The organism is Methylobacterium sp. Leaf94 (assembly GCF_001426045.1).
GTDB lineage: Bacteria > Pseudomonadota > Alphaproteobacteria > Rhizobiales > Beijerinckiaceae > Methylobacterium.
Map to the genome: position 1 here is coordinate 334,916 of NZ_LMRM01000034.1, position 21,478 is coordinate 356,393.

Below are 21,478 nucleotides of genomic sequence, written 5' to 3' on the forward strand. Positions count from 1 at the left end.
GGGTCGGCAGGGAGGATGCTAGACGTGATGCGCACCTACACATTGCACCCCGCGAAGGGGGCCCTCGTCGGCGAGGCACACGGTCTCGAGCGGGCGCACCTCGTGCCGGATGGCTTCTCCTGGCCGGCTTTCGCTTTCGGGCCGCTCTGGTTCTTCTTTCACCGGCTCTGGCTCGCCGGCCTCGGTGTTCTTGCTCTGTTGGCCGTGGTGGCGTTCGGGGGGCGGTTCCTCGGGCTGACGCCGATCGCCGGTTTCGTCATCACGGTCCTCGTTTCGCTCCTGATCGGACTGGAGGCTTCTTCCCTCCGACGGTGGACCTACGCCCGGGCGGGGCGTCCGGTGCGCGACGCCGTGACGGCCGCGAATGCCGAGGAGGCCGAAATGAAGGCTGCTGCACGCTGGCTGGACGGTGTTCCCACAGGGCGCACCGGACCGGCGCCCCATATCGGCATCTCGGTGCCGCCGAGTGACCTTGCCATCGGCATGTTCCCGTTCAGCGAGGGTCGGCGGTGAGTGCAGAGACCGTCGCGATCATCGATTACGGCTCGGGCAACCTGCATTCCGCCGCAAAGGCGTTCGAGCGGGCGGCTCGGGAGGCCGGCCTCGACGCGACGCGCATCGTTCTGACGAGCGAGGCCGAGGCGGTCGCCAAGGCCGACCGGGTGGTTCTGCCCGGTGTTGGCGCCTACGCCGATTGTCGCCGCGGTCTCGACGCCGTACCTGGCATGGTCGAGGCGATGACCCATGCGGCGCACGAGCGGGGTCGCCCGTTCCTCGGCATCTGCGTCGGCATGCAGCTCCTGGCGACGCGGGGCCTGGAATACGACACGACCGCGGGCCTTGGCTGGATTCCCGGCGATGTCGGTCCGATCCAGCCGAACGATCCCGGCCTCAAGGTACCCCACATGGGCTGGAACACCCTCGAGATCGACCGGCCACACGCTTTGCTGTCGGAGATCCCGACGGGCGCGGGCGGACTGCACGCCTACTTCGTACACAGTTACGCGCTGTCGCCTGAGCGGATGGAAGATCGCGTCGCCCACAGCAATTACGGCGGTTCGGTCACCGCGATGGTGGCGCGCGACAACGTCGCCGGCACCCAATTCCACCCGGAAAAGAGCCAACGGCTCGGCCTCGCACTGCTCGCCAACTTCCTCCGCTGGCGTCCCTGAGGCGCAGACCCCACCTGTGACCCGTCCCACCCGAAAGCGAACCGACGCGTGATCCTGTTTCCGGCCATCGATCTCAAGGAAGGGCGCTGTGTCCGCCTCGTTCAGGGCGACATGGCCCAGGCCATCGTGTTCAGCGACGATCCTGCGGCCCAGGCGGCGGTCTTCGAGGAGCAGGGTTTCTCCTGGCTTCACGTCGTCGACCTCGACGGCGCCTTCGCGGGCGCGCCGATGAACGCGGATGCCGTCGATGCGATCCTGGCGCGGACCAAGCTTCCGGTGCAACTCGGCGGCGGCATCCGCGAGATGCGGACCCTGGAGGCCTGGCTCGCTAAAGGCGTCAGCCGCGTCATCATCGGCACTGCCGCCGTGCGCGATCCCGCCTTCGTGCGCGAGGCCGCCCGCCTCTATCCGGGCAAGATCGCGGTCGGCATCGACGCCAAGGACGGCCGCGTCGCGGTCGAGGGCTGGGCCACCACCTCCAGCATGACGGCGGAGGAACTCGGGCGTCGCTTCGAGGACGCGGGCGTTGCCGCCATCATCTACACCGACATCGCCCGCGACGGCATCCTGAAGGGCCTCAATATCGAGATGACCCTCGGCCTTGCTCGCGCGGTGACCATCCCGGTGATCGCCTCCGGTGGCCTTGCCTCGATCGAGGACGTCCACCGCATCCTGGAACCGGACTGCGCGCTCCTCGCCGGCGCCATCACAGGCCGTGCCCTCTACGACGGGCGGATCGACCCGCGCGAGGCCCTGGCGGCCATCCGGCGCGCGACCGGTGCGCCCGATGCGGCTCCGGCGGCCTGACGCATCCGAGGTTATTCGTGCTCAAAAATCGCATCATCCCGTGCCTCGACGTCAAGGACGGCCGTGTCGTGAAAGGCGTCCAGTTCCTGGAACTGCGCGATGCCGGCGATCCCGTTGAGGCGGCTAAGGCCTACGACGCGGCTGGTGCCGACGAGCTCTGCTTCCTCGACATCACGGCGAGCCATGAGGATCGCGGGACGCTCCTCGACGTCGTCAGCCGAACGGCGGAAGCCTGCTTCATGCCGCTCACCGTCGGTGGTGGCATCCGTACGGTGGCGGATATCCGCACTCTTCTGTTGGCCGGGGCCGACAAGGTTTCCATCAACACGGCAGCCGTGAACGATCCCGATTTCGTCGCCCGCGGTGCGGAAAAGTTCGGTAGCCAGTGCATCGTCGTGGCGATCGATGCCAAGCGGACCTCCGGTCCCGGCGAGGCGCCGGAATGGCAGATCTTCACCCATGGCGGACGCAAGCCCACCGGCATCGACGCCATCGCCTTCGCCCGCACCGTCACGGCCCGCGGCGCCGGTGAATTGCTCGTGACCTCGATGGATCGCGACGGGATGCGCTCCGGGTACGATATCGGCCTGACGCGGGCCATTTCTGATGCCGTCACGGTGCCGGTCATCGCCTCGGGCGGTGTGGGCGGCCTGGACGACCTGGTGGCGGGAGTCCGCGAAGGCGGTGCCAGTGCGGTTCTGGCGGCCTCGATCTTCCATTTCGGGCAGCACACGGTATCCGAGGCCAAGGTCCACATGGCCGCGGCCGGTCTCTCCATGCGCCTCGATCTCTGAGGCGGACCTTCGCAGCCCTTGCGTCATGATCCATCGTGCCGCACGTTTGGTTGCACGGCACGATAGGCCCGGTTCGCCGGGACCAGGATTGTATGACCCAGTTCACTCTCAGCGATCTCGAAGCCCTCGTCGCGGATCGTGCGGCAGCGTCTCCCGAGACCTCCTACACCGCAAAGCTCTTAGCCGGCGGCCCGGCCAAACCGGCCAAGAAGCTCGGCGAGGAGGCGGTCGAGGCGGCGATCGCCGCCGTACAGGGTGACCGATCCGGCCTCGTCAGCGAGGCCGCGGACGTGCTGTACCATCTCCTGGTCCTGCTGCGGGCCGGTGGCGTGACTCTGAACGAGGTGCTGGCCGAGCTCGAGCGGCGCACGGTTCAGAGCGGGATCGCGGAGAAGGCCTCCCGGAGCCCCGCGTGAACGCCGAATCGCTTTTCACGATGCCGCCTGCCGTGATCGAACGCCCGACCGCCCGGGGCCAGGACCCAGTCACCGGCCAGGGCTCGGAGCGGCTGTCGCCTTACCGCTTGTTCACCCGAGAAGAATGGGCTCAGCTGCGTGCCGACACCCCCCTGACCCTGGCGGCGGAGGAAGTGGCGCGCCTGCAATCCCTCAACGATCCGATCTCGGTCGAGGAGGTGGAGGCGATCTACCTGCCGCTTTCACGGCTTCTCTCGCTCTACGTGGCAGCGACGCAAGGCCTGTTCAAGGCGACCCAGCGCTTCCTTCTCGCCGAGCACGAGACGAAGGTACCGTACATCATCGGCCTCGCCGGATCTGTGGCCGTGGGCAAGTCGACCTCCGCCCGTGTCCTCGCCGCCCTGCTCGCGCGCTGGCCCAACACCCCCAAGGTCGACCTCATCACCACCGACGGCTTTCTGCTGCCCAATGCCGAGCTGAAGCGGATGGGCGCGATGGAGCGGAAGGGCTTCCCCGAAAGCTACGACACGGCCGCGCTGTTGCGCTTCCTCACCGACATCAAGGCCGGCAAGAAGCGTGTCGCGGCGCCCCTCTACTCTCACCTCGTCTACGACGTGGTGCAGGGCGAGGAGCGGATCATCGAATCGCCCGACATCCTCATCGTCGAGGGCTTGAACGTCCTGCAGCCGGCGCGCCTGCCCCGCGACGGCACCGCGATCCCGTTCGTCTCGGACTTCTTCGACTTCTCGATCTACCTCGACGGCCACGAGGACGACCTGCACCGCTGGTACGTCAATCGCTTCCTGCGCCTGCGCCAGACCGCTTTCCGCGATCCGCTCTCCTATTTCCGAAAGTACGCCGAGGTAACGGAATCTGAGGCGATCGAGATCGCCGATACGCTCTGGACGACCATCAACCTGCCGAACCTGCGTGACAACATCCTGCCGACCCGGCAGCGGGCCAGCCTGATCCTCGCCAAGGGGGCCAGCCACCGCATCGAGTCGGTGGCACTGCGCCGCCTCTGACGTCTCCGCGCGCCCGTTCCCTATCCGAGCGGGTAGGCTGCCTCGACCACGTAGGGACCGCCGCCCTTCGATTCCCGCGCCGAGAACAGCGCCACACGCTCCGCCGTGAAGGTGAGGGGCGTGAACAGGCCGCGCTCGCCCAGATAGGCCGCGACATCCTCCGCGCCGGTCTCGCGTCGGAGGCGTGCGAGCGTGACGTGCGGCGTGAACTTGTGCCGTTCCGGCTCGGCACCGGCCTGACGGGCGAGACGCTCCTGTTCGGCCTGAAGGTCGAGAAGCTCCGGGGTTGGCAGCACCGTGGCGAGAATCGCACGCGGCCTGTCGCCGCCGAAGCTCGCCATACCGTCGAGGGTCACGGGGAAGGGGGACCGGGGTCGCGCCTCGATCAGGCGCTCGTGCAGCGCCTCCGCGAGGTCGATCTCGACATCGCCGAGGAAGCGCAGGGTGATGTGATAGTCCGAGGGCTCGATCCAGCGGCTTCCGCGCAGAGCGCCGCGCTTCAGGGCGAGCGCCTGCGCGAGGTCGGGGGGAACTTCGAGGCCGGTGAATAGGCGGGGCACGGGCTCAGCGCGCCTGCGGATGGAGACGGTCGAGGAAGGTCTCGACCGTCGGCAACATGCCGGCCACGATCGTTTCGACGCCCCTGGCGTTCGGATGCAGGCCATCGTCCAGGTGGGCCTGCCGGTCGCCGACGATGCCGTCGAGGAAGAACGGGTACAGGACGAGGTCGTAGCGCTTGGCGAGGTCCGGGTAGATCGCGTCGAAGCGCGCGGCGTAGTCCGGCCCGAGGTTGGGGGAGGCCTTCATCCCCGCAAGCAGCACGGGAATGCCGCGTGCCTTGAGCCGCTCGATCATCGCATCGAGGGCCTTGCGGGTTACCGCCGGGTCGGTGCCGCGCAGCATGTCGTTGGCGCCGAGTTCGAGGATGACGCCGTTGGTGTCGTCGGGGACCGACCAGTCGAGGCGATCAAGGCCTCCGGTCGTGGTGTCGCCCGAGACACCCGCATTCGCCACCGTGACGACGCGTCCGCGTGCCTTCAGGGCCCGCTCCAGCACCACCGGAAAGGCCGCGTTCGCGGGCAGGCGATACCCAGCGGTCAGGCTGTCACCGAAGGCCACCAGCTTCACCGGCGGCACGTCGGGCGTGGCGTGCGATGGCATCGTGCCGAGCCCGAGTGCGGCAAAGAGCGTCATCAGAGCGGCGAGGCCGAGCCCGGCATGGCGCGCCGCCCGTGAGCGGACCATATCGGCGAGGCGTGAGACTCCACACAGACCCATGCGATCACAACCCCGACCCTTGCATCCACCTTGCCCGCCGTCACGATGACGACAGCTGCACACAGATCGGTCGCCCGTTGAAGTCCGACAACCCCATTGCGCCGACGGCGCAGACCATCGCCCTCTCCGACATCGACCTCAGCCTTGGCCGTGGGGCGGCGCGCGTCCATGTCCTGCGCGGCATCTCCCTCGACGTGGCGCCGGGCGAGGCGGTCGGTCTCGTGGGTCCCTCCGGCTCCGGCAAATCGACTCTGCTGATGGTCATGGCGGGCCTGGAACGGCCGGATTCGGGCCGCATCCTGGTCGAGGGCACTGATCTCGGAAGCCTCGACGAGGATGCCCTGGCGCGCTTTCGCGGGCGCCGCATCGGCATCGTGTTCCAGGCCTTCCACCTCGTCCCGACGATGACCGCCCTGGAGAACGTGGCCCTGCCCCTGGAACTCGCCGACCAGCCCGACGCGCACCGCCGGGCACAGGTCGAGCTGGAGGCGGTCGGGCTCGGCCACCGTCTGCACCACTATCCGGCCCAGCTCTCGGGTGGCGAGCAGCAGCGGGTCGCCATCGCGCGGGCCATCGCGCCCGACCCCGCGATCCTCGTGGCCGACGAGCCGACCGGCAACCTCGACGAGGCGACCGGTCGCCAGATCGTCGACCTGCTCTTCGCCCTGAAGCGCGACCGCGGCGCGACCCTCGTCCTCGTCACCCACGACCCCGGCCTCGCGCGTCTCTGTGACCGCACCGTCCGCCTCCGCTCTGGCCGGGTGGAAGCGCCGGTGCCGGTCCAGGCCTGACCCGATGCATGGCACCCTTCCCAACCCGAGCGGGCGTTCCTCAGGGGGGCACGTTCCACTCACCCTGCGCCTCGCGCTTCGGGAATTGCGCGGCGGGCTGGCGGGCTTTACCGTGTTCCTCGCCTGCATCGCCCTCGGCGTCGCGGCCATCGCTGGCGTCGCCTCGATCTCGCGCTCCCTCACCGACGGTCTCGGCCGCGAGGGGGCGCGCATCCTCGGCGGCGATCTCACCTACAGCCTGATCAACCGGGAGGCGACGCCCGAGGAGCGCGCCGCCCTCGACGCGCAGGGTCGCGTCTCCGTGGTCACGACCCTGCGCGCCATGGCCGTGGCCGGAGAGACCGGCGCGGCCCTGGTCGAGCTGAAGGCGGTGGGCGCCGACTACCCCACCACCGGCGAACTCGTCACCGATCCGGCCGAACCGCTCGCGGATCTCCTGGCCGAACGCGACGGCGCTGCCGGCGCGGTGGCGGATCCGGCCCTGCTCACCCGCCTCGACCTGAAGGTCGGTGACCGGATCACCATTGCGGGCCGGCCGTTCGCGATCCGCGCCACTCTCGTGTCGGAGCCCGATCGCATCGCCAACGGTATTGGTTTTGGCCCCCGGGTGCTGATCACGCACGAGGCCCTGACGGCCTCGGGCCTGATCCGGCCAGGCAGCCTGAACCGCTGGAGCTATCGCCTGCAGATTCCGGGGGTCGGAGACGCCGATCTCGAGGCGCGCGCCGCCGCCATCGCCAAGGCCGCTCCGGATGCGGGCTGGGAGATGCGGGCGCGCACCAACGCCGATCCGCGCTTTGCCAAGAGCATCGAGCGCTTCACCCAGTTCCTCACCCTGGTCGGCCTGACGGCGCTCATCGTCGGCGGCGTCGGGGTCGCCAATGCGGTCGCTGCCTTCGTCGAGCGAAAACGCGGCTCCATCGCGACCCTGAAGAGCGTCGGTGCGCCGGGCGGGCAGGTGGTGGTGCTCTACCTGACCCAGGTCCTGCTGATCGCGGCCCTCGGGATCGCGATCGGCCTCGCGGTGGGCGCGTTCCTGCCCTTCGGGCTCGATGCGCTGTTCCACGATGCCCTGCCGCTGCCGCTGAATCCGACCCTCGCACCCGGCGAGCTCGCTCTTGCGGCGGCCTATGGGTTCCTGACGGCGCTCGCCTTCGCCATCCTGCCCCTGGGGCGCGCCCACGACATTCCCGTCTCGGGGCTGTTCCGGGACGTGGTCGATCCGGGGTCCGCCCGCACCCGTCTGCGCTATCGCCTGATCCTGGCGGCCGCCCTCATGGGGCTGGTCGGGCTGGCATTGGTCACCGCCTTCGACCGGCGCCTGGCGCTCGTCTTCATCGTCGCCGCCGGTCTCGCCTTCGGGCTGCTGCGCCTCGTCGCCCTCGGGCTGATGGCGGTGGCGCGACGCCTCCCGCGCCCGCGCATGGCGGCTCCCCGCATGGCCCTGGCGAATCTGCATCGGCCGGGGGCGCTCACCCCCGCCATCGTGCTCTCCCTTGGCCTCGGCGTGACCCTTCTCGTCACCCTGAGCCTGATCGACGCCAACGTTCGGCGGACGCTGACGAATTCCCTGCCAGCTAAGGCGCCGAACCTGTTCTTCCTCGACATCCCGTCGAGCGATGCGGACGCCTTCCACGCCTTCCTCGGCGGCCTTTCGCCGGGGGCGAAGATCGAACGCGTTCCGATGATGCGCGGTCGGATCACCGCCCTGAACGGCGTTCCGGCCGGCGAGATCAAGGCGCCCGAGGATGCCGCCTGGGTGCTCGACGGGGACCGCGGCATCACCTACGCCGACGACCTTCCCGAGGGCTCTTCTCTGGTCGGCGGTCACTGGTGGACCCCCGAGGAGGCTCGGACGCCGCTCGTGTCCTTCGATGCCGAACTGGCGGGCAAGCTCAACCTCGCCGTCGGCAGCAACGTGACGGTCAACGTCCTGGGGCGGACGCTGACGGCCAGGGTCGCCAACCTGCGCAAGGTCGAGTGGCGCTCGCTCGGCATCAACTTCGTCATGGTGTTCTCGCCCGGGACGTTCCGGGGGGCGCCGCACTCCGATCTGGCGACCCTCACCCTGCCGAACGGACCCGACGCCAAGGCAGAGGCGGAAATTCTGCGTGACGTGGCAAAGGCTTACCCCTCCGTCACCAGCGTGCGGGTGAAGGAGGCCCTGGAAGCCGTGAGCGACATCGTCGCCAAGCTGGTCCTGGCCATTCGCGGCGCCAGCGGCGTCGCCGTGTTGGCGAGTCTGTTCGTTCTGGCCGGCGCCCTCGCGGCCGGGCACCGCGCCCGGCTCTACGACGCGGTCGTGCTCAAGACCCTGGGCGCCACGCGGGGCCGGCTGCTGGCGGCCTACACCCTCGAATACGGCGCCCTCGGCCTCGCCACGGCGATCTTCGGCCTCGCCGCCGGCACCCTGGCGGGCTGGGTCATCGTCACCCGGGTGATGAGGCTCGAGTTCACCCTCGACCTGTCGGGGGCGATCCTCGCGGCGGCCCTCGCGGTCGCCTTCGCGATTCTCCTCGGTCTGGCAGGGACTTGGCGGATCCTCGGCCAGAAGCCGGCGCCGTATCTGCGCCAGTTCTGACGGCGGTCGTCACAGAACCTCGATGCCGGCGGTTCCTCCTGCGGCATAGCGGGCGCCGGCGGCGGCGCCGGGCGGGAACAGCCCGTCGAGCTCGGCGATCTCGCCGGGGGTGAGCGCGAGGTCCATGGCCGAGGCGTTCTCGGCGAGGCGGGCCACGCGCCGGGTACCGGGGATCGGCACCACGCCCGGTGCGCGGTCGACGAGCCAGGCGAGGGCGATCTGGCCGGAACTAGCGTTCCGGCGCGCCGCGACGGCCGCGAGCCCGTCGAGCAGGCGCTGATTCCGGGCCAGGGCGTCGGACTGGAAGCGCGGATTTTCCCGGCGGAAATCGTCCGCGGCGAGCCGCGTTGGATCGAGGCTGCCGGTGAGGAACCCGCGTCCGAGCGGTGCGTATGCCACGAAGGTGACGTCGAGGTCGCGGCAGGTCTGCAGCATCTCGTCCTCGGCTCTCCGGCTCCACAGCGAATACTCGCTCTGGACCGCCGCGATCGGATGAATCGCGTGGGCGGCCCGCAGGGTTTCGGGCGAGACTTCGGACAGGCCGAGTCCGCGCACCTTGCCCTGCTCGACCAGGCGCGCCATCGCGCCGATCATCTCGGCCAGCGGGGTCTCCGGGTTGCGGCGGTGGCAGTAGTAGAGATCGATGGTCTCGACGCCGAGCCGGGTCAGCGACGCCTCGCAGGCCGCGGTGAGATAGGCCGGCGTGTTGTCGATCCGCCGCTTTGCGCTGTCGTCGGGGCTGTCGGAGGGGCGGACGATGCCGAACTTGGTGGCGAGCACGACCCGGTCGCGGCGGCCCTTCAGGAAGCGGCCCAACAGGGTCTCGTTATGGCCGAGCCCGTAGGTGTCGGCGGTGTCGAGGAAGTCGTAGCCGAGGTCGAGGGCCGCCGCGAGGGCGTCGAGGGACTCCGTCTCGTCGGCCGGCCCGTAGAATTCGGACATGCCCATGCAGCCGAGGCCGGGGACGGAGACGGTGAGGCCGGTCTGGCCGAGGGGGTGCTGTCGCATCGCGGTGCCTGGGTTCGAAATTCGCCGCATCGGTGTGCCATGGGGCCGGATCGGCGATAAGATCGACACTCCTGGACGAACCGTTGAGCGAGGCTCATCAATGCAGCGGGCCGACCTCGCGGATCTCGCGGCGTTCGCGGCCATCGCCCGGCACGGAAGCTTCCGGCGGGCCGCCCTCGAACTCGGGGTGTCCCCCTCCGCGCTGAGCCACGCCCTGCGGGGCCTGGAGACCCGGATGGGGGTGCGTCTGCTCCACAGGACCACCCGCAGCGTCGCGCCGACCGAGGCGGGGGCGGCCCTGCTCGCGGGGATCGGGCCGGCCCTGGCCGAGATCGCCGCGGCGGTCGGAGCCGCGGGCGCGTTCCGCGCCACGCTCGGTGGCGCCCTGCGCATCAACGCGCCGCGCTCGGCCTGCCGCCTCGTCCTGATGCCGCTGGTGGCGCGGTACCTCGCGCTCTATCCCGGCGTCCGCGTCGAGGTCGTGGGGGACGATGCGCTGACCGACGTGGTGGCCGGCGGGTTCGATGCCGGCGTCCGGTTCGGCGAGCACTTGGCCGGCGACATGATCGCGGTGCCCCTCGGAGGGCCCCAGCGCTTCGCCCTGGTGGGCGCCCCCGGCTATCTGGCCGGACGGCCGATGCCCGAGAGCCCGGCCGATCTCGTGGCGCACCGCTGCATCCGGCAGCGCTTTCCCGGCGGTGCGGTGTATCGCTGGGAACTGGAGAAGGACGGGCGGGCGCTGGCGGTCTCCGTCGACGGTCCCCTCGTCGTCAACGATCAGGAGATGATCGTGCAGGCGGCCCTGGCGGGGCTCGGCCTCGGCCTGGTCTTCGAGGACAGCGTCGCCGACCTCCTGGCGTCCGGTCGGCTCGTCCGCCTGATGCCCGACTGGTGTCCGAGCTTCCCCGGGCTGTTCCTGTACTATGCCGGCCGGCGCCAGATCCCCCCGCCGCTGCAGGCCTTCATCGACCTCGTGCGGCGGCCGGAGGCGGGGCTCACGGCCACACCTTGATCGCGAGGTTGCGCCGGAGAAGGTCGCGGTCGGAGGTGATGGTGCAGCCCTCGGTGCGCAGGGTCACGTAGGTGAGGAAGGCCGTGTCGCCGGTGTCGTCGAAGTTGCGCCCCTGCGCGTCGGGATCGAGCAGCGACGGATAGGCGATGAGTCCGCCGGGCGCCCGGCAGGGATCGTCGTACAGGGTGGCGCCGGCCAGGAGCAGGCGCGGCGTGTCCCAGTCCAGCAGGTCGCGGGAGGTGGTCCAGTAGAAGCCGGATTGCGGAAAGCCCGGCCCGGCCTTGGCCATGAAGACCGCGATCCAGGCGCCGCTGCCCCGGTGGCGCACGACGGCCCCGACCGGTGTCGGGAACGGCGCGACCGGCGCACAGGTCGCCGCCGCCTTGGCGGGCTTCGCGTAGGGGTCGGGGAAGGCCGCCGTGTAGCCGGTGCCGGTCCAGGCGCGCCACTGCGTCGGGTCGGCGGGATCGCGGGTGCGGAACAGGCAGACCCCCGCGGACTGGTCGCTGCCGGGCTGTGTCCAGCCCGTGGTGGAGGCGAGGAAGTAGCGCCAGGTCCCGTCCGAGAAGACATTCGACGGATTGAAGAAGCCGCGATGGCTGCCCTGCCCGACCTCCTGGCGGAAGGGGGCGCCGGCCACGACCACCGGTGGGGTCGCGCGGGTGAAGCTGCGTCCGCCATCGGTCGAAGCGGCCGCCACCACGCTGTTGTACCAGCACGCCATGTACTCCTTGGCGCGGCAGCGGCCCGGATGCTCGTTGGCCCGGTACTCGTGGTGGACCAGGGCGGCGACGGCGCGGCCGTCCTCGGTCCAGGTGGCGGTGATCCACGAGGCGTCGTCGTAGGCGGCCGGATCGGCCTTGCCGCCGGATTCGAGCACCACCGCGCAGTCCAGTTTCAGGGCGTCGAGGCGGGGACCGCGGAAGGCGCGGTTCCGGTAGTGCATGCCGAACAGGGCAACGGCGCCGGAGGCCTCGCGGAAGGCGCGGGCCGAGGCGTCGGGCACGTCGACCCCGTCGCAGGCGTCGCGCCCGGCCTTGAACATCACTACCGGGGGGCCGACCAGGGTCAGGGCGGAGAGCGGCGGCTCCGCGGCGGCGCCCGCCGGGCCGCCGAGGCAGACCAGCGCGAGCAGGAGCCGGGCCGCGAGGGGAAGGGGGCGCGTCATCGGGAGTCCCTGGACATCGGCCGCAGATTGGGTTTTGAACCGTTACAGTTCGATTGTGCGCACGCGTCCGATTCCGGCCCTGTCCACAGATCCCCGACGCCCTCCCGCGAAGGCCTTCCATGCTCCTCCTCATCCTCGGGCTCGTGCTTTTCCTCGGCACGCATGCCTTCTCCATGGCACGGGCACGGCGGGCGCGGGTGATCGATCAGGTCGGCGAGGGCCGCTACAAGCTCGCCTACACCCTGGCCTCCCTCCTGGGCCTCGTGCTGATCGCCTACGGTTTCCACCTCTATCGCCAGTCCGGCTACATCGCCGTGTGGGACCCGCCGGTCTGGACTCGCCACCTCGCCCTGCTCCTGACCGCCCTGGCCTTCGTCGCCCTGGCCTCGGCCTACCTGCCGGGGCACATCCGCGCCCGGGCCAAGCACCCGATGCTGCTGGCCGTGAAGATCTGGGCCACCGCGCACCTGCTGGCCAATGGCGACCTCGGCTCGATCCTGCTGTTCGGCAGCTTCCTCGCCTGGGCGGTGATGGCCCGGATCAGCGCCAAGCGGCGGGCCCTCGCCCACGGCGCCGTGGCCGCGCAGCATGGCGGCCCCGCCGCCGCACCGGCGGGCTGGCGCAACGACGCCCTGGCCGTCGTCATCGGCCTCGGCGTCTGGTTCGCGTTCGCGCGCTACCTGCATCCGCTCCTGATCGGCGTCGCCGCCTGGCCGGGCCAGGCCTGAGACGCGTCCGGACCGAAGGGCCTCGCGTCGAAGCCGGTCGCCAACCGCCCGCGCCTGTGATAGGCGCAAGCCTTCATCTTCATGCAGCGGCCGCTCGGTTCCCGATCGGCGTGAGACGACATGGCCGAAAACAACGAGTTCATCCGCGAGGTCAACGAGGACTATCGCCGGGATCAGGTCGCCGAGATCTGGCGCCGCTACAGCGGCGTGATCATCGCCCTGGCGGTCCTCGTGGTGGTCGCCGTCGGCGGCTGGCGCTACTGGCAGCACGACCAGCGCGTGCGCGCCGAGGCGGCCTCCGAGCGCTTCGAGGTCGCCAACCGCCTCGCCCGTGAGGGCAAGGCCGCGGAAGCCGACAAGGCCTTCGAGGCGATCGAGAGCGATGCACCCTCCGGCTACGCCCTCCTGGCGCGCTTCCGGTCCGCCACGGAGACCGCCAAGCGCGACCCGAAGGCCGGAGCCGCCGAGTACGACGCGCTGGCCAACGACACCCGCGTGAGCACGGGCCTGCGTGACCTCGCCCGCCTGCGCTCGGCCCTGCTGCGCCTCGACGGCACGGAGCCCGACGCCGCCCTGGCGACGCTCCAGGGCCTCGCCGCGCCGAACGGCCCCTTCCGCCACACCGCCCGCGAGATGCTGGGCCTCGTCGCCCTGAAGCGCGGCGACTACGACGGCGCCGGGCGCTGGTTCGACCAGATCAACGCCGACCCGCAGACGCCGCAGAACCTGCGCCAGCGCATCGAGGTCTACGCGGCCCTGGTGGCCGGCGGACCCGTCACCGTGACCGCTGCGGCCCCCGCCGCCCCGGCCGCTCCCCCACCCGTCACGCGCTGAGCCCTCGACCCGCTTCTCACGGACGCCTGATCGAAACGAGCACACCATGGATATGCCGACCGTCGCGATCGTCGGACGGCCGAACGTCGGCAAGTCGACCCTGTTCAACCGCCTCGTGGGCAAGAAGCTCGCCCTGGTGGACGACCGCCCCGGCGTGACCCGCGACCGGCGCGAGGGCGACGTCAATTTCGGTGGTCTCGTCTTCCGCATCATCGACACCGCCGGCCTGGAAGAGGCCGATCCCGGCTCGCTGATCGGCCGCATGCGCGCTCAGACCGAGGCCGCGATCCTCGAGGCCGACGTGGTTCTGTTCGTGATCGACGCCCGCGCGGGCGTGCTCCCGGCGGACCAGCCCTTCGCCGAGATGGTGCGGCGGGCCGGCTGCCCGGTGATCCTCATCGCCAACAAGGCAGAAGGGGGCGCGGGCCTGTCGGGCGCCTACGAGGCGTTCTCCCTGGGCCTCGGCGACCCGATCCCGTTCTCGGCCGAGCACGGCGAGGGCATCGGCGAGTTGCACGACGCGCTGATCGAGTCCCTGCCGAAGCCCGACGACGAGGACGAGGATTACGATGACGATCCGTCGAACCGCTCCCTCAAGGTCGCCATCGTCGGCCGCCCAAATGCGGGCAAGTCCACCCTGATTAACCGGATGCTCGGCGAGGAGCGCCTCCTCGTCGGTCCGGAGGCGGGCATCACCCGCGATTCGATCTCCCTCGACTGGGAATGGCGCGGCCGCCGGATCAAGCTCCACGACACCGCCGGCATGCGCCGCAAGGCGCGCATCGACGACAAGCTCGAGAAGCTCGCGGTCTCTGACGGCCTGCGCGCCGTGCGCTTCGCCGAGGTGGTGGTGGTGCTCCTCGACGCCACGATTCCGTTCGAGAAGCAGGACCTGACCATCGTCGACCTGATCGAGAGCGAGGGCCGCGCCCTCGTCATCGGCCTGAACAAGTGGGACCTCGTGGCCGACCAGAACGGCCTCCTCAAGAAGCTGCGCGAGGATTGCACCCGCCTGCTGCCGCAGGTCCGCGGCGTCTCCGTGGTGCCGCTCTCCGGCCTCGCCGGCGAAGGCATCGACAAGCTGATGCAGGCCGTGACCAACGCCGAGGAGATCTGGAGCACCCGCGTCTCCACCTCGCGGATCAACGACTGGCTCAGCGCCGCCACCCAGCGCAACCCGCCCCCGGCGGTGTCGGGCCGCCGGATCAAGATCCGCTACGCCACCCAGGTGAAGGCGCGGCCGCCGCACTTCGCCCTGTTCGGCAACCAGCTCGACGGCCTGCCGAAATCCTACACCCGCTACCTCGTCAACGCCCTGCGCGAGGCGTTCGAACTGCCCGGTACGCCGATCCGGCTGTCCCTGCGCACCTCGAAGAATCCCTTCGACCGGGAAAACAAGGGCTGAGCCTCGGGCTCAGGCCGCTCCGCAGGTCGTCTGCGCCAGCCAATCCACGACGGCATCGAGGGCCTGGCGGTTCGAGTTGTCGCCGTCGCGGGCCCCCTCGAAGGTGGCCGCCTGGCGCTCGGCGCTGGTGCCGTCCGCGAGGATACGGCGGGCCTGCGCCACCTCCGCTTCGCAGCCGAGGGCGGCGGCGTCCTCGGCGATGAGCACGAGGAGATCGTCCAGGTCCCGGGCGAAAGGCAGGGCCTCCTCGCTCGCCTCGTCGATCAGCTCGGCCTCGGTGCCGCTGCGCTGGGCCCGCCACAGGTTCTCCTGGGCGAGCGCCCGTGAGACGCCGTCGAGGTCGGCGTTGAGCTCCGGCCGGCGCACCACCAGACGGACGAGGCAGCGGTAGAGCGCCGCGATGGTCAGCGCGTCCTCCAGTCGGGTGCAGGAATCGGCGATCCGCAATTCGAGGGTCGGGAACTTGATCGAGGGGCGCAGCGACCACCACAGGAAGCTCGCATCTTGGATCGAGCCGGCCCGGGTCATGATCCGCACGTAGCGGTCGTAGGCGGCCGTGTCGGCGAAGAGATCGGGCAGGCCGGTGCGGGGCAACTCGCCGAAGGCGCTGAGGCGATAGGCGCTCAGCCCCGTCGGCTTGCCCTGCCAGAACGGCGACGAGGCCGAGAGGGCGAGCAGCAGCGGCTGGTAAGGCAGGAGCCGGTTCATCAGGTCGACGCGGGCGTCGGGATCGGGCACCTCCACGTGGACGTGCATGCCGCAGATCAGGCTGCGGCGGCCGGCGAGGCCGACGTCGCGCAGGATGCCCCGGTAGCGGTCGCCCTTGGTGGGAAGCTGGCGCGCCCAGTCCGCCACCGGATGCGTGCCCGCCGCGAACACGAGGAGGCCGTGCTCGCGCCCGAGCTTGCCCAGGGCCGAGCGCTGGCGCGACAGGACGTCCCGCGCCTGCGCGAAGTCCGTGGAGGGCGGGGTGCAGACCTCGATCTGGCACTGGAGCAGTTCGCGCCCGATCTCGGGCAATTCCTCGCCGGCCTGGACGTGGAAGGGCTTCACCGAGCGACGGGGGGTGCCGCGTGTCTCGGCATCCGCCAGGAAGTACTCTTCCTCGATGCCGAAGCGGTAAGGGGCTGAGGTCATCGGGAGCCTTGTGGAAGGGTGGCTCCCCTCAACCCGTCAGGCGCCGGTTTGTGCCCGCGCGGGGCCGCCCACGAGCCAGGCGGGGTCGAACCAGCGGTCGGCCTCGCCGTCGTAGGGCAGGCGGGTGATGTCCCAGTGCTGGATATACTTCGCGTAGACGTTCCAGACCGCGATGCCGCCGCCGACGAAGATGCGCCGCCCGGGATAGCGCGCCAGCACGGCCTCCGGATTCTCGTGGCTGCGGATGACGTCGATGGTCCGGTCCTTAAAGGCGAACTCGGGTACCGACGCGATGGTCTTCGGCCCGGCGATCAGGACATGGCCCATGGTGACGGCGAAGAACCGCGTCACGTCCTCGACGAAGAGCGGATCGGTGTTGCCCTCCCAGGGCAGGTGCCCGTTGAGGCCCAGCTGTCCGCGAAGGCCGATGGCGCAGATGCAGCGAACGTCGATCATGGCGGTCTCGAAGAACGGAGGAGGAGGGACGGCGTCCGGCGTCAGCACGCCATCTGCGGCGTCAGGATCCGGTCGCTCGGGAAGTCGTAGATCTTGCCGGACTCCGAAAAATCCGGGCTGGCCAAGCGCACGAATTGCGGCGCGAGATCCTCCGGGGTCTTCAGGGTCGTGTCGTCCTCGCCCGGCATCGCGGCCTTGCGCATCGCGGTCCGCAAGGGGCCGGGATTCAGCAGCATGGCCCGCACGGGCGTCGTCGCGGTCTCGGCCGCGTAGGTGCGCACGAGAGCGTCGAGGGCGGCCTTCGAGACGGAGTAGGGCCCCCAATAGGCCCGGCACTTCTGGGCTGCGCCGGAGGTCACGAAGATGGCCCGGCCCGCATCGGAGGCCCGCAGCAGCGGATCGAACGAGCGGATCAGGCGGTAATTCGCCGTGACGTTGATCTCCATCACCTGCGCCCAGGTCTTCGGCGTCACGTGCCCGATCGGCGTGAGGTTGCCGAGGATGCCGGCATTGCCCACCAGGATGTCGAGGCGCTGCCAGCGCTCGTGGATGCCCGCACCCAGGCGGTCGATGGCGTCGTAATCCGTCAGGTCGAGGGGCACGAGGGTGGCGCTGCCGCCGACGCCCCGGATGGCGTCGTCGAGCTCTTCGAGGCCTCCTTGCGTCCGAGCGACGGCGACGATGTGGGCGCCGGCCTGGGCCAGGGCGAGGGCGGCGGCGCGACCGATGCCGCGCGAGGCGCCGGTGACGACGGCGAGGCGGCCGGCGAGCGGCTGGGTCGGGTCGCTCATCGGACGCTCAATCGGCTTCGGCGAGCATGGCGAGGCGCCGCGGTCCCGCGATGGCGAGATCTGTCAGGCCCGTCGGGTAGTCGCCGGTGAAGCAATGGTCGGTGTATTGCGGGCAGGCCTCGTCGCGCCGCGCCTCGCCCATGGCCTTGTAGAGGCCGTCGATGGACAGGAAGGCCAGGGAATCGGCGCCGATGTAGCGGCGCATGCCCTCGAGATCGTGGGTGGCGGCGAGCAGCTTCTCCCGCTCCGGCGTGTCGATACCGTAGAAGTCCGGGTAGGTGATCGGCGGCGAGGCGATCCGGAAATGCACCTCGCGGGCGCCGGCCTCGCGCATCATGCGCACGATCTTCACCGAGGTGGTGCCGCGCACGAGGCTGTCGTCGACCAGCACGATGCGCTTGCCTTCGACCACCGCGCGGTTGGCCGAGTGCTTCATGCGCACGCCGAGCTCGCGCACCGACTGGGTCGGCTGGATGAAGGTGCGCCCGACATAGTGGTTGCGGATGATGCCCATCTCGAAGGGGAGGCCGGTCTCCTGGGCGAAGCCCAGCGCCGCCGGCACGCCCGAATCCGGCACCGGGATGACCACGTCGGCCTCCGTCGCCGATTCCCGGGCCAGTTCGTGGCCGATGTTCTTGCGTACGGCGTAGACGCTCTTGCCGTTCACCACCGAATCCGGCCGGGCGAAGTAGATGTACTCGAAGATGCACGGCCGCATCGGCTGGGCCGGGGCGAAGCGGAGCGATTCGATGCCCTCTTCCGAGATCACCACGATCTCGCCGTTCTCGATGTCGCGGATGAACTTGGCGCCGATGATGTCGAGGGCGCAGGTCTCGGAGGCCAGGATGTAGCGGCCGTCGAGCTCGCCGAGCACCAGGGGGCGGATGCCCATGGGATCGCGGGCGCCGATGAGCTTCTTGTTGGTGAGCGCCACGATGGCGTAGGCGCCCTCGATCTGGCGTAGGGCCTCGGTGAAGCGCTCGACGATGCGCGGCGCCCGGGAGCGGGCGGCCAGGTGCAGGATCACCTCCGTGTCGGAGGTGGACTGGGTGATGGCGCCGTCGCGCACGAGGTCGCGGCGGATCGAGAGGGCGTTGGTGAGGTTGCCGTTGTGGGCCACCGCGAGGCCGCCGCTGGCGAGTTCGGCGAAGAGCGGCTGCACGTTGCGCAGGATGGTGCCGCCGGTGGTGGAGTAGCGGACGTGGCCGATGGCGGCCGGGCCTTCGAGGTGCTCGATGGTCGAGCGATCCGAGAACGAATCGCCGACGAGACCGGGCCGGCGCTCGGAATGGAAGACCGCCCCGTCGAAGGAGACGATGCCGGCCGCCTCCTGGCCGCGATGCTGCAGGGCGTGCAGGCCGAGGGCGACGATGGCGGAGGCATCGGGATGGCCGAAGATGCCGAACACGCCGCACTCCTCGCGCAGCGTGTCGCCGTCGCGGTCGAGCCCGTCCACGACCTCGACAGGGGGGCGGGCGCTCGACTTGGCTACAGACATGATGATGTCGTTCCCTGCTTGGCCCCGCGCGAATCCCGGGCGGGCACCGTCAAGAAGGCGTCATGTAGTCGGCCTTCGCGCTGCAACCAAGCGCGCAGAGACGCAGATCAGCGTCGCGGGGCAGGCGTGGCTGGCGCTTCGGTACGGCGCTGGGCCGGGACTTCCCCTTCCGGCGGCTCGACGGGATCGGCCGGCGTCTCGGTCTTGGGCTTCTTGAACTGCTTCAGCAGGCCTTCCGGATTCTCGGGCAGCTGGGCCACCAGGGCCTCGCCGGATTTCTCCAGCATCGGGCGGCTGCGGGCCTCGGACGCCCAGGGCGGCATCTTGCCCTGCACGAGCCAGGCCAGGAACACCCACCCGATGACGCAGATCAGGAAGCCGCGGCCGGCGCCGAACAGGAAGCCCAGCGAACGGTCGATCGCGCCGATGCGCGAATCGAGGATCATGTCCGACACCTTCACGGTGATGATCGACACGACGATCAGCGTCACCAGGAAGATCGCCGCGATCGAGGCCACCAGGGCGACGGTGGCATTCGTCACGTGCTGGCTGACGGTGGGCAGCAGGAGCGGATGGAATTTCCAGGCGATGGCAGCGGCGGCGACCCAGGCGATGATGGCGAGCACTTCGCGGGTCGCGCCGCGCACGGCGGCCAACAGCGCCGAGACCACGACGATACCCAGCACGACGAGATCGAGAACGGAGAACGGCATCTCTGACGATTGTCACTTCAAGGGGCGGAGCGGCGACGATGACCGGATCGTGCGGCTTCCCCCGGCCGCGGCCCTGTATATCGTGCGGAAACTCGGCCGTCACCCTGGCGTGGAGGCCCATTCCCGCCCGGTGCTCGTGCGGGTCCCGCGTGACGCCCGGCCCCATGACGACGTCTTCCGGCCGTTTCCGACGACCAGAAAGCCGGCCGAGCGCCGCGTTGTTCGGCGGCGTGCCGGCCGTTTTCTGGTTTTGCGCCGAAACACATCGCCGGGATCGCGGGCCTGACCTTCCGCCCGGCCGGGATCGTTTGTCGGCCCTCCGCTCGGGCCGGCGCTAGACCTGATCCGAGGTCTCGAGCGAGGCCCGCTCACCGGGCCGCCCGTGCGGCCGAGGGCCTAATCGTCGTCGCCGTAATCGGGCGGGTTGTGGCCGCGGCGCTGCGCGACCCGGCGCGGACCGTTGCTGGCGATGCCCGCCACCATGTCGGCGATGTGGCGCAGGGCCTCCGTCGAGAGGGCGCCGTCGCCGCCCTCGCCGCGCCCCTGCGGCATCACCGCCTTGGCGAAGCCGAGCTTCAGCGCCTCCTTGAGCCGCGCCGGGGCCTGGGCCACCGGGCGGACCGCACCGGAGAGCCCGATCTCGCCGAAATACACCGTCTCGGGCGGCAGCGTGGCCCCGGACAGGGACGAGACCAGGGCGGCGGCCACCGCGAGATCGGCGGCGGGCTCCGAGATGCGCAGGCCGCCCGCCACGTTGAGGTAGACGTCGTGCGTGCCCAGGCGGATGCCGCCATGGGCCTCCAGCACCGCCAGCACCATCGACAGGCGGTTCGGGTCCCAGCCGACCACCGCCCGACGGGGCATCCCGAGGGAGGAGGGCGCGACGAGGGCCTGGATCTCGACGAGGAGCGGGCGCGTGCCCTCCATGCCGGCGAAGACCGCGGTGCCGGGGGCCGCGTGGTCGCGGCCGGCGAGGAACAGCGCGGACGGATTCGGAACCTCGGCCAGTCCCATGTCGGTCATCTCGAACACGCCGATCTCGTCGGTGGGCCCGAAGCGGTTCTTCACCGCGCGCAGGATGCGGAAGTGGTGACCCTGGTCGCCCTCGAAGGAGGCGACGGCATCGACCATGTGCTCGACGACGCGGGGGCCGGCGATCTGACCGTCCTTGGTCACGTGCCCGACGAGGATCACCGCCGTGCCGCTGGTCTTGGCGAAGCGGATCAGGGTCTGGGCCGAGCCGCGCACCTGCGTGACGGTGCCGGGGGCGGATTCCACGGTCTCGGTCCACATGGTCTGGATCGAATCGATGATGGCGAGCGCCGGCGGGCGCCCCTGCGACAGGGTCTCGACGATGTCCTCGACATTGGTCTCGGCCGCCAGTTCGACCGCCGCCGAGGTCAGGCCCAGGCGCTCGGCCCGCAGGCGCACCTGCGCCACCGCCTCCTCGCCCGAGATGTAGACGACGCGCTCGCCCGTGCGGGCCATGGCGGCGGAGGCCTGCATCAGCAGGGTCGACTTGCCGATGCCGGGATCGCCGCCCAGGAGGATCACCGAGCCGCGCACGAAGCCGCCCCCGGTGACGCGGTCGAGTTCGTTGATCCCCGACGGGATGCGTGGCGCCTCCTTCACCGCGCCGGTCAGGCCCTCCAGGGCGAAGACGCGGCCGCGGGCCCGGCTCGGCCGCGTCTTGACCGGCCCGGACTGGGGACCGGTGGCCCCGGTCTCCTCCACGATGGTGTTCCAGCCGTTGCAGGCCTCGCAGCGCCCGCGCCAGCGGTTGTAGACCGCCCCGCAGGACTGGCAGACGAAGCTCTGTTGGATCTTGGCCATCGCGATTCCGCTGGAGGAGCCGGAGGACTCG

General features: G+C 70.4%; 22 protein-coding genes. 12 read left to right on the top strand and 10 right to left on the bottom strand.

The features are described from left to right. Positions 1-27 precede the first annotated feature (27 nt). From ASG63_RS17050 to coaA, 6 genes are all read left to right on the top strand, one after another. On the top strand, positions 28-513 hold the full coding sequence (locus ASG63_RS17050) for a DUF2628 domain-containing protein (protein ID WP_056218918.1): 486 nt from the start codon (positions 28-30) through the stop codon (positions 511-513). Beyond that, entirely contained in the window at positions 510-1,172 is a 663-nt protein-coding gene (gene hisH / locus ASG63_RS17055) for an imidazole glycerol phosphate synthase subunit HisH (protein ID WP_056218921.1), read from the top strand. The genes ASG63_RS17050 and hisH overlap by 4 nt, the downstream gene beginning before the upstream one ends. Before the next feature lie 48 nt (positions 1,173-1,220). Next, positions 1,221-1,979, top strand: a complete 759-nt coding sequence (gene hisA, locus ASG63_RS17060) for a 1-(5-phosphoribosyl)-5-[(5-phosphoribosylamino)methylideneamino]imidazole-4-carboxamide isomerase (RefSeq protein WP_056218924.1) — start codon at positions 1,221-1,223, stop codon at positions 1,977-1,979. Between the two features lie 17 nt (positions 1,980-1,996). Then, positions 1,997-2,773: an imidazole glycerol phosphate synthase subunit HisF gene (gene hisF / locus ASG63_RS17065; RefSeq protein ID WP_056218927.1), complete on the top strand. Its 777-nt coding sequence runs from the start codon at positions 1,997-1,999 to the stop codon at positions 2,771-2,773. A gap of 92 nt (positions 2,774-2,865) precedes the next feature. Beyond that, a complete protein-coding gene (locus tag ASG63_RS17070; protein WP_056218930.1) occupies positions 2,866-3,189 on the top strand; it encodes a phosphoribosyl-ATP diphosphatase in 324 nt (107 codons plus the stop codon). Positions 3,190-3,209: 20 nt separating this feature from the next. Next, positions 3,210-4,214 (top strand): type I pantothenate kinase, encoded by a 1,005-nt coding sequence (gene coaA, locus ASG63_RS17075; RefSeq protein ID WP_056219487.1) that lies wholly within the window; start codon positions 3,210-3,212, stop codon positions 4,212-4,214. Positions 4,215-4,234: 20 nt separating this feature from the next. Here coaA and thpR read toward each other — a convergent pair whose 3' ends face one another. Then, complete coding sequence (gene thpR, locus ASG63_RS17080) at positions 4,235-4,774, bottom strand: RNA 2',3'-cyclic phosphodiesterase (protein ID WP_056218933.1); 540 nt, start codon at positions 4,772-4,774, stop codon at positions 4,235-4,237. Between the two features lie 4 nt (positions 4,775-4,778). Beyond that, positions 4,779-5,408 carry an arylesterase gene (locus ASG63_RS17085; protein ID WP_056219490.1) on the bottom strand — a complete coding sequence of 210 codons (630 nt, stop codon included), beginning with the start codon at positions 5,406-5,408 and terminating at the stop codon, positions 4,779-4,781. A gap of 161 nt (positions 5,409-5,569) precedes the next feature. On the opposite strand from ASG63_RS17085, the gene ASG63_RS17090 reads away from it, so the two are divergent. Next, positions 5,570-6,283, top strand: a complete 714-nt coding sequence (locus ASG63_RS17090) for an ABC transporter ATP-binding protein (RefSeq protein WP_244472739.1) — start codon at positions 5,570-5,572, stop codon at positions 6,281-6,283. A 4-nt stretch (positions 6,284-6,287) separates the two neighbouring features. Beyond that, positions 6,288-8,864, top strand: a complete 2,577-nt coding sequence (locus ASG63_RS17095) for an ABC transporter permease (protein ID WP_056218936.1) — start codon at positions 6,288-6,290, stop codon at positions 8,862-8,864. A gap of 9 nt (positions 8,865-8,873) precedes the next feature. Here ASG63_RS17095 and ASG63_RS17100 read toward each other — a convergent pair whose 3' ends face one another. Further along, positions 8,874-9,872: an aldo/keto reductase gene (locus ASG63_RS17100; RefSeq protein ID WP_056218940.1), complete on the bottom strand. Its 999-nt coding sequence runs from the start codon at positions 9,870-9,872 to the stop codon at positions 8,874-8,876. A gap of 100 nt (positions 9,873-9,972) precedes the next feature. On the opposite strand from ASG63_RS17100, the gene ASG63_RS17105 reads away from it, so the two are divergent. Beyond that, positions 9,973-10,884 (top strand): LysR family transcriptional regulator, encoded by a 912-nt coding sequence (locus ASG63_RS17105; protein ID WP_056218942.1) that lies wholly within the window; start codon positions 9,973-9,975, stop codon positions 10,882-10,884. On the opposite strand, the gene ASG63_RS17110 is transcribed toward ASG63_RS17105, so the two are convergent. Continuing rightward, a complete protein-coding gene (locus ASG63_RS17110; RefSeq protein ID WP_056218946.1) occupies positions 10,868-12,052 on the bottom strand; it encodes a hypothetical protein in 1,185 nt (394 codons plus the stop codon). The two genes, ASG63_RS17105 and ASG63_RS17110, sit on opposite strands and share 17 nt — an antisense overlap. A 119-nt stretch (positions 12,053-12,171) precedes the next feature. On the opposite strand from ASG63_RS17110, the gene ASG63_RS17115 reads away from it, so the two are divergent. The 3 genes from ASG63_RS17115 (at position 12,172) to der (ending at position 15,019) form a co-directional block, all read left to right on the top strand. After that, complete coding sequence (locus ASG63_RS17115) at positions 12,172-12,780, top strand: NnrU family protein (RefSeq protein WP_056218950.1); 609 nt, start codon at positions 12,172-12,174, stop codon at positions 12,778-12,780. A 120-nt stretch (positions 12,781-12,900) separates the two neighbouring features. Further along, positions 12,901-13,614 carry a tetratricopeptide repeat protein gene (locus ASG63_RS17120; RefSeq protein WP_056218953.1) on the top strand — a complete coding sequence of 238 codons (714 nt, stop codon included), beginning with the start codon at positions 12,901-12,903 and terminating at the stop codon, positions 13,612-13,614. Between the two features lie 46 nt (positions 13,615-13,660). Then, on the top strand, positions 13,661-15,019 hold the full coding sequence (gene der, locus ASG63_RS17125) for a ribosome biogenesis GTPase Der (protein WP_056218957.1): 1,359 nt from the start codon (positions 13,661-13,663) through the stop codon (positions 15,017-15,019). Positions 15,020-15,028: 9 nt separating this feature from the next. Here the strand turns inward: der and ASG63_RS17130 are convergent, their stop codons facing one another. From ASG63_RS17130 to radA, 6 genes are all read right to left on the bottom strand, one after another. Continuing rightward, on the bottom strand, positions 15,029-16,156 hold the full coding sequence (locus ASG63_RS17130) for a carboxylate-amine ligase (protein WP_056218959.1): 1,128 nt from the start codon (positions 16,154-16,156) through the stop codon (positions 15,029-15,031). A 36-nt stretch (positions 16,157-16,192) separates the two neighbouring features. Then, positions 16,193-16,612: a dihydrofolate reductase gene (locus ASG63_RS17135; RefSeq protein WP_056219496.1), complete on the bottom strand. Its 420-nt coding sequence runs from the start codon at positions 16,610-16,612 to the stop codon at positions 16,193-16,195. A 41-nt stretch (positions 16,613-16,653) separates the two neighbouring features. Next, on the bottom strand, positions 16,654-17,403 hold the full coding sequence (locus ASG63_RS17140) for an SDR family NAD(P)-dependent oxidoreductase (RefSeq protein WP_056218962.1): 750 nt from the start codon (positions 17,401-17,403) through the stop codon (positions 16,654-16,656). A gap of 7 nt (positions 17,404-17,410) precedes the next feature. Further along, positions 17,411-18,901, bottom strand: coding sequence for an amidophosphoribosyltransferase (purF, locus tag ASG63_RS17145; RefSeq protein WP_056218966.1), 1,491 nt, complete (start codon positions 18,899-18,901; stop codon positions 17,411-17,413). A gap of 107 nt (positions 18,902-19,008) precedes the next feature. Further along, the gene (locus ASG63_RS17150) at positions 19,009-19,614 is read right to left on the bottom strand and encodes a CvpA family protein (RefSeq protein WP_056218968.1); all 606 of its coding nucleotides are present in this window, start codon (positions 19,612-19,614) and stop codon (positions 19,009-19,011) included. 396 nt (positions 19,615-20,010) lie between these two features. After that, positions 20,011-21,447: a DNA repair protein RadA gene (gene radA / locus ASG63_RS17155; RefSeq protein WP_056218973.1), complete on the bottom strand. Its 1,437-nt coding sequence runs from the start codon at positions 21,445-21,447 to the stop codon at positions 20,011-20,013. Between the last annotated feature and the right edge of the window lie 31 nt (positions 21,448-21,478).